Genomic DNA, 14,411 nt, shown 5'->3' with positions numbered 1-14,411 from the left:
TTCGCTATCAGGCCTTGACTGCTTCCGTCCTGTTCTGCTCCACGAACTTCCTGATATTGGAAGCATTTGCAAACTTCTGTACAATGCCGTCACGCACAATCACCAGCGTAGGCGCCTGCATGATGCCGAACTTCTCAGCCAGCTCAGGATGCTCCTCTGCATCGATCACCTGATACTCCACTCCCTTTAAGAACTCCTTCGCACTCCTGCAGTTGGGGCAGGTCTTCGTGGTAAACAGATAGAGCTGGGGCACTCCCTTTCCCTTTGGAGCTCTCTCCTCCTCCATGGAAACAGTACACCTGCAGCCGGCAGCCATTCTGGATATGCCGTGCTTTAAGGTGGAGCGCTTCATGTCATAGTTGGTGCGGTTCTTGTACTCCTGTGTCTTTCCCTCGTTCCAGTTCTGCACCGGACGGTAGTAGCCTGTGATCCTGCTGTATACCTCTGCCTTTTCGCCGCAGATCGGGCAGGTGAAATGCTCCCCGGTCAGATAGCCATGGCTCTTGCAGATAGAATAGGTAGGAGACATGGTATAGTAGGGCAGCTTATAATTCTCTGCAATGGTGCGCACCAGGTTGGCAGCCGCCTTCCAGTCAGGCAGCTTCTCGCCCAAAAATGCATGGAACACCGTACCGGAGGTGTAAAGCGTCTGGAGCTCATCCTGGATGTCCAGAGCGTCAAATACATCTGCTGTGAAATCCACCGGCAGATGGGAGCTGTTTGTATAGTAAGGCGTATCGCCGTCAGCGCCGGCTGTGATGATATCCGGGTAGCGCTCCTTGTCATGCTTTGCAAGGCGGTAGGTGGTGGACTCTGCCGGGGTTGCCTCCAGATTGTAGAGGTCTCCGTACATTTCCTGGTAATCGGACAGGCGTTCTCTCATGTGGTTTAACACATTCTTTGTGAACTCCTGGCATTCCGGTGTGGTCATATCCTTTCTCAGCCACCTTGCATTCAGGCCAGCCTCATTCATGCCGATCAGGCCGATGGTGGAGAAATGATTCTCAAAGGTTCCCAGATAACGTTTCGTATAGGGATATAAGCCCTGATCCAGCAGCTTTGTAATGACCTCTCTCTTTGTCCTTAAGGAGCGGGCACTGACGTCCATCATGTGGTCCAGGCGCTTGTAGAAATCAGCTTCATCCTTTGCCAGGTAAGCGATCCTTGGCATGTTGATGGTCACAACGCCCACAGAGCCCGTGCTCTCACCGGAGCCAAAGAAGCCGCCGGTCTTCTTCCGAAGCTCCCTTAAATCCAGGCGCAGGCGGCAGCACATGCTGCGGACATCGCTGGGCTTCATATCGCTGTTGATATAGTTGGAGAAATAAGGAGTGCCGTATTTGGCCGTCATCTCAAACAGCAGGCGGTTATTCTCCGTGTCAGACCAGTCAAACTCACTTGTGATGGAATAGGTTGGAATGGGATACTGGAAGCCGCGCCCGTTGGCGTCGCCCTCGATCATGGTCTCAATAAAGGCCTTGTTGATCATATCCATTTCCTTCTTGCAGTCCTTGTACTTAAAGTCCATCTCCCTGCCGCCTACAATGGCGTTCATCTCCGCCATATCATCCGGCACGGTCCAGTCTAAGGTGATGTTGGAAAATGGCGCCTGGGTACCCCAGCGGCTGGGGGTGTTCACGCCGTAAATAAAGGACTCAATGCACTTCTTTACCTCTGGATAGGTGAGGTTATCTATCTTTACAAAAGGAGCAAGGTAGGTATCAAAAGAGGAAAATGCCTGGGCTCCTGCCCATTCATTCTGCATAATGCCCAGGAAATTTACCATCTGGTTGCACAGCACGGATAAATGCTTTGCCGGTGAGGAGGTGATCTTTCCTGTAATGCCTCCCAATCCCTCAAGCAGCAGCTGCTTTAAGGACCAGCCTGCACAATAGCCTGTGAGCATGGACAAGTCATGGATATGGATGTCCGCATTGCGGTGGGCATTTGCGATCTCCTGGTCATAGATCTCGCTGAGCCAGTAATTCGCTGTCACTGCTCCTGAATTGCTTAAAATGAGTCCGCCCACAGAGTAGGTCACGGTGGAGTTCTCCTTTACGCGCCAATCCTCCACCTTCACATAGCTGTTCACCACATCCTTGTAATCCAGAATGGTGCTGTTCATATTGCGGATCTTCTCACGCTGCTTTCTGTAAAGGATATAAGCCTTTGCCACGTCCGTGTAGCCTGTCTGCTCCAGCACGTGCTCCACGCTGTCCTGTATCTCCTCAACGGAAATCTTTCCATCCTTCATCTTGCTCTGGAAATCAGCTGTCACTCTCAAGGATAAGAGTTCCAGGATCTCATTGTTATAATCCTTTGATGTTGCTTTAAATGCTTTCTTGATCGCCTCTGTGATCTTATTCAGACTAAACTCAGCGATCTCCCCATCCCTCTTTACTACCTGAATCATTTAAAAAACTCCTTTCACATAACAAACACGAAACCCCGCCTTTTGGCACTCTGCCAAGCCTAAAAGCGAGACATGATCCCATTATAGCAGACCACAATTAAAAACACAATATCTATGTCTTACATTTTTTGTAAGACTAGATATTGTGTCTTATTATTTTTACTTATAACTATCCTCAATCCTTGTAAAGTCCGGCAAAAAGCTCCGCCGGCACATAGGCCTTCACAGCCACTCCGTCCTCTCTGTACTCCTCGCTTAAAAGCTGTCCGTATTTCCGTATGGACTGGATACGGCCTGTCTGGGAATAAGGATACACCTTTTCCAGGTAAACCCTCCTGCTGCGGATAATGGTCTTTAGGACCTCCTCCAGATCCTTTAATCCCTCTCCTGTCCTTGCCGATATCCTGACCTGATAGTCCGAGGAAAAATCCCTGGGGATCTGGCGCTCCTTTCCGTCCTCCTGAAGCTCTCTTAAGCGGTCCATCTTGTTGAACACGGTCACAACCGTCTTGTCAACGATCTCAAGCTCCCGCAGGGTCTCCTTCACCACATGCATCTGCATATCCATCTGCGGATTGGAACAGTCCACCACATGGAAAATGATATCGCTGTAGCGGGCCTCCTCCAGAGTGCTCTTAAAGGCCTCGATCAGGTGATGGGGAAGCTTGCGTATAAAGCCTACGGTGTCTGTGAGCAGCACCTGCTGCCCGTCCTCCATGGTAAAGCTCCTGGTGGTGGGGTCCAGGGTGGCAAACAGCTTGTCCTCTGCCAGGATCCCTGCATTTGTCAGCCTGTTTAACAGGGTGGACTTCCCCGCATTGGTATAACCCACAATGGCGGCTGTCAGAGAAAAATTCTTCCCCCGCTGCTGCCTTGTGACCTCCCTGTGGCGCTTCACATCCTCCAGCTCTCCCTTCAGCTGGCCGATCCTCTGGTGGATCAGGCGGCGGTCTGTCTCCAGCTTCTTCTCACCAGGTCCCCTGGTGCCGATACCGCCTCCCAGGCGTGACAGGGAATTGCGCATTCCCACCAGGCGCACTGCCCTGTATTTTAGCTGGGCCAGCTCCACCTGTATCTTGCCCTCCCTAGTGTTCGCTCTGGATGCAAAGATATCAAGGATCACCATGGTCCTGTCCATGACCTTTGTATCCAGAGCATCCTCCAGATTTCTCAACTGAGCCGGGGACAGCTCATCATCACAGATCACTCCTGTTGCCTGAAGATCCCAGAGCATTTCCCGCACTTCATCGATCTTTCCCTTGCCCAGGTAGGTACCTGGGTGGACATTCTCCCTGTTCTGGATCACGCGCCCGACTGTGCGGGCCCCTGCGGTGGAGGCCAGCTCACCAAGCTCGTCCAGAGAAGCCTCCGCATCATCCTCACTGCCCGTGCTCACCGCCACCAGTATTACCTTTTCCTCTAATTCCTTTAAATCAATCATTTCTGCCATTGTTTCAATCCGCACTTTCCGCAAAGCCGTCTGCCGCAGGCAGCCGCCGTATTGCACCGGCCGGCTTTGGCTGCTGATGCTATCTCGTGCTCAGAAAATCGATCTCATGACGGGCATTTTCATCTTCCCCGAAGACATCGATATATTCCATAAACTGCTCCAGTGCATCTTCATACTGCTGTAAGTATTCACATGCAGCCGCCCTGTTATACGCCAGCTCCTGAAGTAATGCCCAGTCCTTTCCATTTTCCCGGGTCACCGCGGCAGCTACCTGCGAAAGAGGCGCTCCTGTACCGGCATGGTACTGGGTCCCTATGATCTCGAACCCCTTGTTAAACGAATCAAGAGCTCCTTTGTAATCCTCCCCAGCCATCTGGCATAAGCCCATCTGATTATAAATCTGCCCATGTGTGATCCCCTTTCTCACTGCCTCCTCATAGAGAGACATCGCCTGCTCATATTTCCCTGCATCCACACAGGCACTGCCTGCAGCGATCAGAGCCTCCTCCTGGCCCGGTGAATACCCTTCTGCCTGATCCGCCGCAAAGGCCTCCTGATACACGGAAACTGCCTGATCTTCCTCTCCTGATCCTGCCAGGCACACAGCCTTTAAATACTGGTAGGAGACGGCTGATCCCTCATCTGCCTCAATGAGCAGGTCGTAGGTATGGATGGCTGCCCCGTAATCCGCCAGCTGAAGCTCTGCCTCCGCCCGGTAGCGCAGCACATCGCTGTTAAAGGCATGATCCTTCTTTCCTGAGGACTCCAGGGCCTGGTCAAAGGATGCGATGGCGCCCTGGTAATCCCTGTCCGCCATTTTCCGGATCCCCTCCTCGCGAAAGCCCCTCTTTTTCGAGGAGGCTAAGGAGGTGATCAGGCGAAAGGTACCTGCTGCCACAAGGGCCACCAGCAGAAGGCAGACTGCCCAGGCAATAAGGGCCTTTATAAGCCTCTTTCTCCTGCGCCGCCTGCGGGCACTGCTTCCCATCCTTGCCCCTGAGGACATTTTCCCGGAACCAGCTCCCGGTCTGGGGCTATAGCTGCTCCGTTTTCCTGTTTTTCTTCCTGCACTGCCCATAATTACGCCTGTCCCGGATCGGTGCTGCCGAATCCGCCATTGCGCACGCTCACACAGTCATCATCCAATGTGATCCCATAGGGAATGAAGATCCCCTGGGCAAAGCCTGCCCCGGCTGCCAGCTCCACGGTTTTTCCCTCATTGGTATCATTTGTCACTTTAATGAATATGTGGCCTTCATTGTCTGAGTAGAAATAATCGCTGTCAATGATGCCCACGGTATTGTTCAGCTGAAGGCGGAACTTAAATCCCAGGCTGCTGCGCGGGAATACCTGGAGAACCCAGTCCGGATCCATCTCGGCCCGGATGCCGGTGGGTATCTTAACTGTCTCCCCCGGCTTTAAGGTCACCGGCTCAGGAGTAAAAAAGTCATAGCCCGCAGAACCGGAGGTTGCCCTTGCCGGCAGGCGTATGCCTTCATAAACAGCCCTTATCTCCTCCTCTGCCCTGTCCCCAAAGGTATCGGTCCAATCTCCCTTAAACTGTTCAAAACTAACTTTGTGAAATTTTGCAATTCTGTGCATGCTTTGTCCGTCCTTTTCTTGTTTCAATCCACGCTCGTCAACTGAAATCCGTCTCTACTGCTCCTCATAAAGCACAGCCTGTCCCATAAGGAGGGAGCGCTGCACATCGATCACACGCTGGTTGGAGCTGCCCTTCCAGTGGAGCTTGTTGTCCTTCAGCCTGACAATGAATTCTCCATCTACCACCACGTCTATATCACGCATCATGGGAAGCTCACAGACCTGCTCCCAGTCATAGCCTGTGTAAAGCCAGATGGTCTTTTCCGGGAATCTCCTGCGGATCTCCCCTGCCAGCCTTCCGATCTCCTCCCTGTTCTGGGGGTGGAGGGGATCCCCTCCGCTGAAGGTCACACCGGAGATATAATCCTTCTCAAGCTCATCAAAAAGCTCCTTTTTGGCTGCTTCGTCAAAGGGGATCCCTCCTCTGATATCCCAGGTAATGGGATTGTGGCATTCCGGACAATTATGGCTGCAGCCTGCCACCCACAAGACCGTGCGCAGGCCCTCGCCGTTTAACATATCGTCCTTTGTAATATTGTGATAACGCATAAAACTATACTCCTGCTTCTTTTACTGCTTCATCCTCCAGCAGGGATGTGCAGTGAGGACAGCGCACAGCTGCTATATGGATCTTTGTCCTGCAGTATGGGCACTCCTTCTCCGTAGGAGCTGCCGGAGCGGCTGGTTCCTCGTGCTTTTTTCCCAGCTGGCTCAGACGGTTCAGCTGCTTTACAACAATGAACACTACCATTGCCATTAAAATGAAATTAATGGCCTGGGTGATAAAAGAGCCGTATTTGATCAATGCTACAGAGCCTGCCTCCTCCACTGTGGCATAAGACTTTCCATCCAGGGCAATAAACATATTGGTGAAATCAATCTTTCCTGTAAGAAGGCTTAAAATAGGCATGAAAATATCATTAACCAGAGAATTTACAATGGAAGTAAACGCACTTCCGATAATCATACCTACTGCCAGATCGATCATGTTCCCCTTAAGGGCAAACGCCTTAAACTCCTCAAGAAACTTCTTCATCCTTTATACCTCCACATACTTTTCTTCTGTCCGGTCCGCAGACCGGATCTCTGTATAACGATACCAGTCTATCATAAACCCGGAAATTTTACCACTTTATTTTTTCCGGCTTCATTATTAGAAGTATGTTCCATTGCTTATTGTTTAAAATCCAGTTATAACTTCGTTTTTAGAAGTATCAGATTACCAGCTTCGGGAGAAAACATGAAAATTTCCGTCAACAGTACAAAAAAGAATCTTATAGGCGGTCATATACGTGACCTCCGGCTTGCAAACAGGCTTACACAGTACCAGATGGCTGCAAAGCTTCAGTTGGAGGGCTACAATTTCAGCGAGCTTACGATTTTGCGGATCGAAAAGGGCCAAAGGCTTGTAACAGATGTTGAGCTGAAAATTCTATGTGAGTTCTTTGGAGTTTCCCCAAACATACTTCTGGATTTTCCTTCTTAAGCCGCTCTTTTAACTGCTCTCCTTTAAGGCTTTCTGCCGCCAATACAGCTGTCTGGCTATTTTGTTTTTCCCTTTATTCACTTTATAGTGTATACATTCTGTACTTCTTTTCAGCCTAATGTTTTTCCCGGTACTAGGATACAATAATACAAAGATTCTGTGAAACATGTTGTATGTTTGGGTATTGGTGGTGAGAACATGAGTTTTGAGCTGGAACGCATAGAGGAGCTTTGCAGGGAACGTGGCTGGAGCCATTATCACCTTGCGGTTGAAATGGAAACATCTCCCAACAACATCGGGAACCTGTTCCGCCGCACCACCACGCCCAGCATTCCCACGATACGGCGGATATGCGATGTCATGGGGATCACCATGGCCCAGTTCTACAGCACAGACGGCATTCAAGTGACCTTAAGCGAACACCAGAAGCGCATTTTAGATCTGTTCGACCACCTGGATCAGGCAGGCAAGCTCCGGGCAGAGGCCTATATGGAAGGGCTTTCAGCGAAGGATCCTGCCAGAGATTGACAAGCACCCGTGATTTGGTTATGATGAGCCTGTAAAATGTTGCTATGGAGGTATCATAATGGAAATCAGAGAGATCGGAAAGTCAGGGATCAAAACAAGCGCTATCGGCCTCGGCTGCTGGGCCATTGGCGGCGGTACATGGTGGGGAGAGAATGACGACCGCATGTCTGTAGAAACCATACACAAGGCTGTGGACATGGGGATCAACTGGATCGATACAGCCAGGGTATACGGCTTCGGACACAGCGAAGAGGTCGTTGGAATGGCCTTAAAGGAGATCCCCCGTGACAAGGTGGTGATCTCCACAAAATGCGTCCTCCAGTGGTATGAGGAAAAGGGAGAATTCCATTTTTCCAGGGATGGCCACATGGTATACAGGGACCTGTCCCCAAAGGCTGTCCGGAGAGATCTGGAGATGAGCTTAAAGGCTCTTGGCACAGACTACATTGATGTTTACTACACCCATTGGCAGTGCAAAACCTATGGCCTTGTTCCCATCGCCGATACCATGGGCGAGCTTCTGAAAATGAAGGAAGAAGGAAAGATCCGTGCCATTGGCGCCAGCAATGTCGATCTCCGGACCCTAGCCGATTATGCGGCAGCAGGCCAGCTGGATGTGATCCAGGAAAAGCTGAGTATTCTGGACAGACGCCCGGAAGCAGAGCTTCTGCCCTTCTGTGAGGAACACGGTATCTCTCTCCAGACCTACTCTCCCATTGAACAGGGACTTCTGGCCGGAAAGGCTTCCAACAACTACGTGGCAAAGCCCGGCGAGGTACGGGAAGGAAAGCTGTGGTGGCTGCCTGAAAACATCGCCATTGCCAATGAAATGCTGGCAGGCTGGAAGGATCTGACGGAGAAGTATGGCTGCACCCTGGCAAATCTCTGCATCAAGTGGAATTCCATGCTGTCCCCCAATATCCACGTACTCTGCGGCGCAAGGAAGCTGTCCCAGATCGAGGATACAGGCAGGTCCTTGGATATTCCATTAAGCCGGGAGGATTTCCTGCGGATGAAGGCGGACGCGGACAGCGCCATTGCCAGACGCGTGAATCCTTAAAAAGCCGGTAAACGGAACTAAAACGTCAAACCCGGCCGGGACGGCTTTTTTGCCGCCTCGGGCCGGGTTTTCTTTTTTCATCGGTGATCCTTTTTCTATGATTTCTTTTATGACGCTCTTACATGCTCTTTCTCTCAGCGATCTCCGCCATCTTTGCCTCATTGAGCCTGGTATCTCCCTTTACGCGGGAATAGCTTAAGTACCCGTTCATGCGCTCGATCTTTGTCAGGTTCTTGCTGCCGCACACAGGGCATACGTCCATCTCCAGCTCCTCGTGGCCGCAGTCGTCGCAGTAGGCCAGGGACAGGTTCACGCCCTCATAGAAGCCCATCTTCATGGCGCGGCGCACCAGGGTGCGGATCGCCTCCTTGTTATAGCTGATGGGGTATTTTACGTACTGGATCTTGCCGCCGTTAGAGAGCTCCCAGAAGCGGTATTCCAGATCCTGCTTCTGGATCGGGGTGATATCCTCTGTCACATGGCAGTGGAAGCCGTTGCTCACATATTCCCTGTCGGACACATTTTCCACGATGCCGTACTTCTTGCGGAACTGCTTTACCTGGAGGCCGCAGAGATTCTCCGCCGGTGTGGCATAGATGGCGTACAGGTTGCCGTCCTCCTCTTTGAACTGCTCGATCTTCTTATTGATATGCTCCAGGACCTCCAGGGCAAACTTTCCGTCCTGAACCAGGGACTTTTTATTGTAAAGCTCCTGCAGCTCGTTAAATGCAGTGATGCCGAAGGAGGCCGTGGCTGTCTTTAACAGAGGCTTGATCTTGTCGTGAAGACCCAGGTGGCCGCCGTAGAAGCCGCCCTCGCAGTAAGCCAGCGGGTTGGTGGAGGCCTTCATCTCGCCCAGGTAGGCGTATGTCCTGATGTGGATCTTGCGGATGAGCTCCAGATAATAGTCCAGAACCTCATAAAAATCACGGCTCTCCTGTCTGGCCTTGGCCAGGATCATTGGCAGGTGAAGGCTCACCACGCCGATGTTGAAGCGTCCCACGAATACAGGGGTGTCCTTGTCATCTGCAGGATACATGCCGCCTCTCTCATACCAGGGAGACAAAAAGGCGCGGCAGCCCATCGGGGAGATGATCTTGCCGTAGCGCTTGTACATGCTGGCAATGTAGCCCTTTCCTGTCAGGGAAAGCCAGTCAGGATACATGGTCTTGCTGGAGCAGTCCAGGCCGGCCTCAAACACGTCCTCCAGCTCTCCTCCCGGCCCGTGGAGCTTCTCATCATAGAGGAACACGATCTTCGGGAAGAGTACAGGGCGCTTGTGGCCCTTCTTTCCTTCTCCGCCCTTGCGGACATTCAGCATGGTGATCGTGGCCATTTTCGCAAAGCGGCTGGTGCCCGTACCGGCAGTCATGGTGATAAAGGGATAATCGCCGCGGCTGGAGGACACAGAGTTAAACTTGTACTCCCAGCCCTGGAAGCCCTGCTCCATGTCCCTCTGTACGTCCTTCCAGGCCACCTCCTGGGCCTTTTCCCTTGGCAGGCCAAGGTCCATATATTTGTCAATGTATTTCGCGTAGGATTTCTCTGCATAGGGGGCAAGGATCTCCTCCACGCTTGGAACCGTAAAGCCGCCGTACTGCTGGCTGGCTGCGCTGAGCACGATGTCTCCGATAACGTCAAAGGCCACGTCCAGGGTCTTCGGCTCATTGTACCAGAGATTTCCCATCTCAAAACCTCCTGTGAGGACGGTCTTTACATCAAACAGGCAGCAGTTCATGGTATCCCTTCTGGCGGACATATCGTGGATATAAATGTAGCCCTCGCGGCAGGCCTGGAGCTCCTCCACTGTCATGAAGAACTTCTGGTACAGGGACTTATTTAACTCATTAAAGATCAGGCTGCGCTTTGTGGATACCAGAGCGCTGTCTGTATTGCTGTTCTCCTTGTCCCCAATGTACATGATAGACTGGCTCTTCTTGTATACATCATCCAGCATCTGCACAAAATCCTGCTTGTAGTTGCGGTAATCGCGGTAGCTCTTTGCCACTGCAGGATTCACTCTCTCTAAGGCTCCCTCCACAATATTGTGCATCTGTGCAATGGGGATAAAGGGCTGCTCCATACTCTCCGCCTTTTCCTCCACAAATTCACAGATGAACTTGATTTCCGCATTGGAAAATGTTATCATAGCACGGTTGGCCGACTTGCTGATCGCCGCCACAACCTTCTGGACATTGAACTCCTCTTTTGTCCCGTCCTTCTTTACCACCTTTATCTCAGAACACTTCATCCTTCTACCTCTCTTGCTTTATTCTCCCATAAGATACAATATATTGTGTTTTTATATTTTCTCAGACACATGATATACCAATCGATGTATGTTATCGTACCACGTAAGAAGCTGTCCGTCAAGATGGTTTTCACGTTTTTATACGTAGGAAGCCCCCCTGGCCCGGAGCGCTACATTTGGATCCAGCCAAACACATTTGCAATGGAGCTTGTCAAAATGATCACGAGGCATACAGGGGCAAGATACTTTACAACGAAATTATAAAGGCTCTGGCGCTTAAATGCAGACGCGCTCTTAATCTCCTCTGCGATCCGCTCCCTCCCTACTACCTTCACTACCAGGATACAGGTGCACAATGCCGCAATAGGCATCATCACGGAATTTGTCAGAAAATCAAAGAAATCCAGGATGGACATGCCCAGAATGCTTATAAAGCTCCAAACTCCACCTCCCAATACGCTTGCCGTTCCCAAAAGGAGCATAAACACAAACATCAGGATGCAGCAGGCTGTCCTTCCCAGGCCTGTCTCATCCTGGATCGTGGAGACACTGGTCTCCATCAGGGATATGGCGCTGGTAAGGGCAGCAAACATTACCATGAGGAAAAATACCCCGCCTACCAGATTCCCCATCCCCATGCTCTCAAATACCTTTGGGATAGTGATGAACATCAGGGACGGTCCTGCCTTCAGCATCCCCGGATCTCCGCCCGAAAATGCAAACACCGCCGGGATGATCATGAGTCCTGCCAGCAGCGCAATGGCCGTATCAAATAATTCCAGCTGGGAGGTTGTCTTCTCAATGTCCGTATCCTTACTCAGGTAAGAGCCATAGGTATACAGAACTCCCATGGCAATGGACAGGGAGTAGAACATCTGCCCCATGGCTGCAACTACTGTCATGATAGAAAAATTTTTCAGGTTCGGGATAAAGAGATAGGTGATGCCGCCCACTGCCCCCGGACGGGTGACAGAGTAGGCTGCCACAAAGACGGCAAGGATCACAAGCAAGGGCATCATCACCTTCGACACCAGCTCCACCCCGTGCTTCACTCCGGCAGCCACTACACAGAATACAGCAAATACAAATAAAAAGAACCATATCTCCGCGGATCCTGAGTTGGAAATAAAGCCTCCAAAATAATTATCTGCTGCCAGCTGCACCGAATTCCCAATAAGGTATTCAAACAGGTATTTGGCGACCCATCCCCCGATGACGCAATAGTAGGGCACGATCAGCATGGGGATCACTGCATTTACCCAGCCTCCAAACTTCATCCAGCCCTTATTGCCAAAGGCGGAAAAAGCACCCACAGGGCTTTTTCCCGTCATACGTCCAATGGCTGTCTCAGATAGAATGAGCGCATACCCAAAGGTGAGCATCAATATCAGATAAATGAGCAAAAAAATACCCCCTCCGTATTTTGCTGCCAGATAAGGGAATCTCCAGATATTTCCAAGCCCAACTGCGGATCCCGCAACAGCCAGGACGTATCCCATCCTCCCCGAAAAGCTGCCGCGGCCTGTCCCTCCCTGGCCCGGATTTCCCCCTGTCACATTGTCTTTCATTCTTGCTAAACCTCCAATCGTATATTCACGCTATATAGATTACCATTGAAAGTCCGGATGGGCAAGCACAAATAAATCCTCCTGACATGAAAAGAGAGCTGTCCGCGGACAACTCTCCTTTTTTCCTACTGGATCTCGAAATCCACTGTCACCTGGGCCTCCACGCTGACCTCACCTGGCATCACAGCCATATCTGCGGCAGCTGCGCTCTCTAAAGCCATGCGTTTTCCCGCAGTAAGAGAATTATAGCCAGAGTATCTTGTGTAGGGATTGTAGCCAAATTCCTGGATGCTGGAAACCCCTGCCACTGACATGCCCCCGGCTTCCGCCAGTGCCTGTGCCTTTGCCTCGGCAACCGCCATGGCTCCCTTTAAGGCTTCCTGGTAGCTTTCATCATAGCTGCTGGAAAAATAGCTGACAGAGCTGATCTGGTTCACCCCGGCTGCCACGGACTGGGAAAGGATCCCTCCTAAGTCTCCCACCGGGATATCCGATACGGTGATCTGTGTATTCATCTCATATCCTGTGATCTCCTGTCTCCCGGAATCCCAGTTGTAGATCGGGTTCATGCCATAGGATGAGGTCTGGATGGAGTTTTCCGCCACTCCCAGGCCCTTTAAGGTCTCAATGGCCTGCTCTAAGTCCTTGCCATTTTGCTCCTGACAGGCTGCTGCCGTATCTGCCTGAGTGTAGATACCGTACTCGATCTGCGCCATATCCGGCACCACCTTGACCTCCTCCCTGCCTGTGACTGTGATAACATGAGAGCCCTCCGCATTCTGTATCTTAATGGTATCCGGCATCTGCACGCTGGAACTGCAGCCAGCCAGTCCCAGGACTGCCGCTGCAGCCGCCGTCGCCACTCCTGCTCGTAAGAGCTGCTTCATCCGTTTTTCATTTTCTGCATATCTCATCATTGTTCCTCCCTTTTTCTTTCTGTCTCTATCCTACCAGAAAAATGAAGAAATGGTATTTCTTTTCTCTTAAGTATCCGTTTACGATTCATTACAAGTTTATTTACAATTCTTTCGGTAAGTTTTCATGTTTACTCAATGTTTCAATGTTTACAACGATATCGCAATAGGGCGAAAATGGCAGAAATAGCATGATTACTGTGCCATGATGAAGTGCTGCCGACTCTTTCCAGCGGAAGGAGGTGAGCCAGTGGAATTATTTATCTCTTTTATGGTCTCCGTTGGAGCAAGTGTAGTTGGCTACTACATATGCAAATGGCCGGACGGTGATAAGCAGGCAGCAACAGCCAGAACGGAAGCGCTCACCGAAAAAAAACCGCGCAGACACGTCATTTCACGTACCTGCGCGGTTCTGCTCAAAATGGAGCTGAGGGGAATCGAACCCCTGTCCGAAAACCAATTCCCTGTTCTTCTACTATCATAGTCCTTTATTTGACATTCCCTCCGCCATCAGAGAAAGAACACCCGGATGGTTTTAGTAGCTTCATGATACGCCCGCATGCTCAAAGCTTTGCATGTGTCGTTTCCCACATAATCGATGCCAGGGTCTTAAAGTGTGGGTGCTCTAAGTCTGACAGCTGCCATTAGGCAGCGATTGCTAATTCGTCGTTAGCGTTTATTTTTAATTTTGCCATTTAACCCATCGCATGGGGATAGCTTCACCAGCTGCATGACCCCCGTCGAAACCAGTACAACCCCTGAATAGTCCGTATCCTGTGTATCTGGTATGCCAACGAAGCAATTCGCTTTTATAGCTTAACAGCTTTCCTTCTTTCTGTCAAGAGCTGAAAATTTACCGATATGCACGCCATTGGAGTTCCAGATCAATATATCCTCCAGCGCGGGGGATGGGCCAGCGATAATGTTATGAAAACTGTATACCGCAATGTAATTGATCTGGAATCTGCGAGGCAAAGAAGAAAAATCAACAAGCATTTTTCAAAGGTATCACACGAGACCCGAAAAGCCTAGTATTTACGCGGGTTCTAAGTGGGTTCGATCCCCCTCAGCTCCATTTTGAGCAGAACCGCGCAGGTACGTGAAATGACGTGTCTGTGCGGTTTTTATTTGTATAACAG

At 50.8% G+C, this 14,411-nt stretch carries 12 protein-coding genes and 1 other RNA gene; 3 read left to right on the top strand and 10 right to left on the bottom strand.

Translation table 11 applies throughout. The features are described 5' to 3' along the window. Positions 1-7: 7 nt before the first annotated feature. The 6 genes from LIZ87_RS06750 to mscL form a co-directional block, all read right to left on the bottom strand. Entirely contained in the window at positions 8-2,413 is a 2,406-nt protein-coding gene (locus tag LIZ87_RS06750; RefSeq protein WP_227145951.1) for a ribonucleoside triphosphate reductase, read from the bottom strand. Between the two features lie 175 nt (positions 2,414-2,588). Further along, positions 2,589-3,863, bottom strand: coding sequence for a GTPase HflX (hflX, locus tag LIZ87_RS06745; protein ID WP_178316224.1), 1,275 nt, complete (start codon positions 3,861-3,863; stop codon positions 2,589-2,591). A 79-nt stretch (positions 3,864-3,942) separates the two neighbouring features. Further along, positions 3,943-4,941, bottom strand: a complete 999-nt coding sequence (locus LIZ87_RS06740; protein WP_178317242.1) for a tetratricopeptide repeat protein — start codon at positions 4,939-4,941, stop codon at positions 3,943-3,945. Between the two features lie 2 nt (positions 4,942-4,943). Then, a complete protein-coding gene (locus LIZ87_RS06735) occupies positions 4,944-5,465 on the bottom strand; it encodes a dUTP diphosphatase (RefSeq protein WP_178317241.1) in 522 nt (173 codons plus the stop codon). A gap of 54 nt (positions 5,466-5,519) precedes the next feature. Next, positions 5,520-6,014, bottom strand: a complete 495-nt coding sequence (gene nrdG, locus LIZ87_RS06730; RefSeq protein ID WP_227145949.1) for an anaerobic ribonucleoside-triphosphate reductase activating protein — start codon at positions 6,012-6,014, stop codon at positions 5,520-5,522. 4 nt (positions 6,015-6,018) lie between these two features. Further along, positions 6,019-6,501: a large conductance mechanosensitive channel protein MscL gene (mscL, locus tag LIZ87_RS06725; RefSeq protein ID WP_178316104.1), complete on the bottom strand. Its 483-nt coding sequence runs from the start codon at positions 6,499-6,501 to the stop codon at positions 6,019-6,021. A gap of 204 nt (positions 6,502-6,705) precedes the next feature. Here mscL and LIZ87_RS06720 point away from each other — a divergent pair, with 204 nt between their 5' ends. The 3 genes from LIZ87_RS06720 to LIZ87_RS06710 all read left to right on the top strand — a co-directional run bounded on the left by LIZ87_RS06720 (position 6,706) and on the right by LIZ87_RS06710 (position 8,539). Continuing rightward, positions 6,706-6,951 (top strand): helix-turn-helix domain-containing protein, encoded by a 246-nt coding sequence (locus LIZ87_RS06720; RefSeq protein WP_178316105.1) that lies wholly within the window; start codon positions 6,706-6,708, stop codon positions 6,949-6,951. Positions 6,952-7,149: 198 nt separating this feature from the next. Continuing rightward, entirely contained in the window at positions 7,150-7,479 is a 330-nt protein-coding gene (locus tag LIZ87_RS06715) for a helix-turn-helix domain-containing protein (RefSeq protein WP_178316106.1), read from the top strand. A gap of 58 nt (positions 7,480-7,537) precedes the next feature. Then, on the top strand, positions 7,538-8,539 hold the full coding sequence (locus LIZ87_RS06710; protein WP_178316107.1) for an aldo/keto reductase: 1,002 nt from the start codon (positions 7,538-7,540) through the stop codon (positions 8,537-8,539). Positions 8,540-8,657: 118 nt separating this feature from the next. On the opposite strand, the gene nrdD is transcribed toward LIZ87_RS06710, so the two are convergent. The 4 genes from nrdD to ssrA all read right to left on the bottom strand — a co-directional run bounded on the left by nrdD (position 8,658) and on the right by ssrA (position 14,031). Then, positions 8,658-10,790: an anaerobic ribonucleoside-triphosphate reductase gene (nrdD, locus tag LIZ87_RS06705; RefSeq protein WP_227145947.1), complete on the bottom strand. Its 2,133-nt coding sequence runs from the start codon at positions 10,788-10,790 to the stop codon at positions 8,658-8,660. A gap of 170 nt (positions 10,791-10,960) precedes the next feature. Continuing rightward, positions 10,961-12,358, bottom strand: a complete 1,398-nt coding sequence (locus LIZ87_RS06700; protein ID WP_227145945.1) for a sodium-dependent transporter — start codon at positions 12,356-12,358, stop codon at positions 10,961-10,963. A 125-nt stretch (positions 12,359-12,483) separates the two neighbouring features. Further along, positions 12,484-13,275, bottom strand: a complete 792-nt coding sequence (locus LIZ87_RS06695) for an SIMPL domain-containing protein (RefSeq protein ID WP_442912183.1) — start codon at positions 13,273-13,275, stop codon at positions 12,484-12,486. Between the two features lie 416 nt (positions 13,276-13,691). Continuing rightward, positions 13,692-14,031: a transfer-messenger RNA gene (ssrA, locus tag LIZ87_RS06690) on the bottom strand. Positions 14,032-14,411 lie beyond the last annotated feature (380 nt).

The sequence above is a fragment of the Lacrimispora sp. 210928-DFI.3.58 genome (assembly GCF_020554865.1).
GTDB lineage: Bacteria > Bacillota > Clostridia > Lachnospirales > Lachnospiraceae > Enterocloster.
The sequence above is the reverse complement of the archived record's forward strand: the minus strand, read 5'-3'. Positions and strand labels throughout refer to the sequence as shown.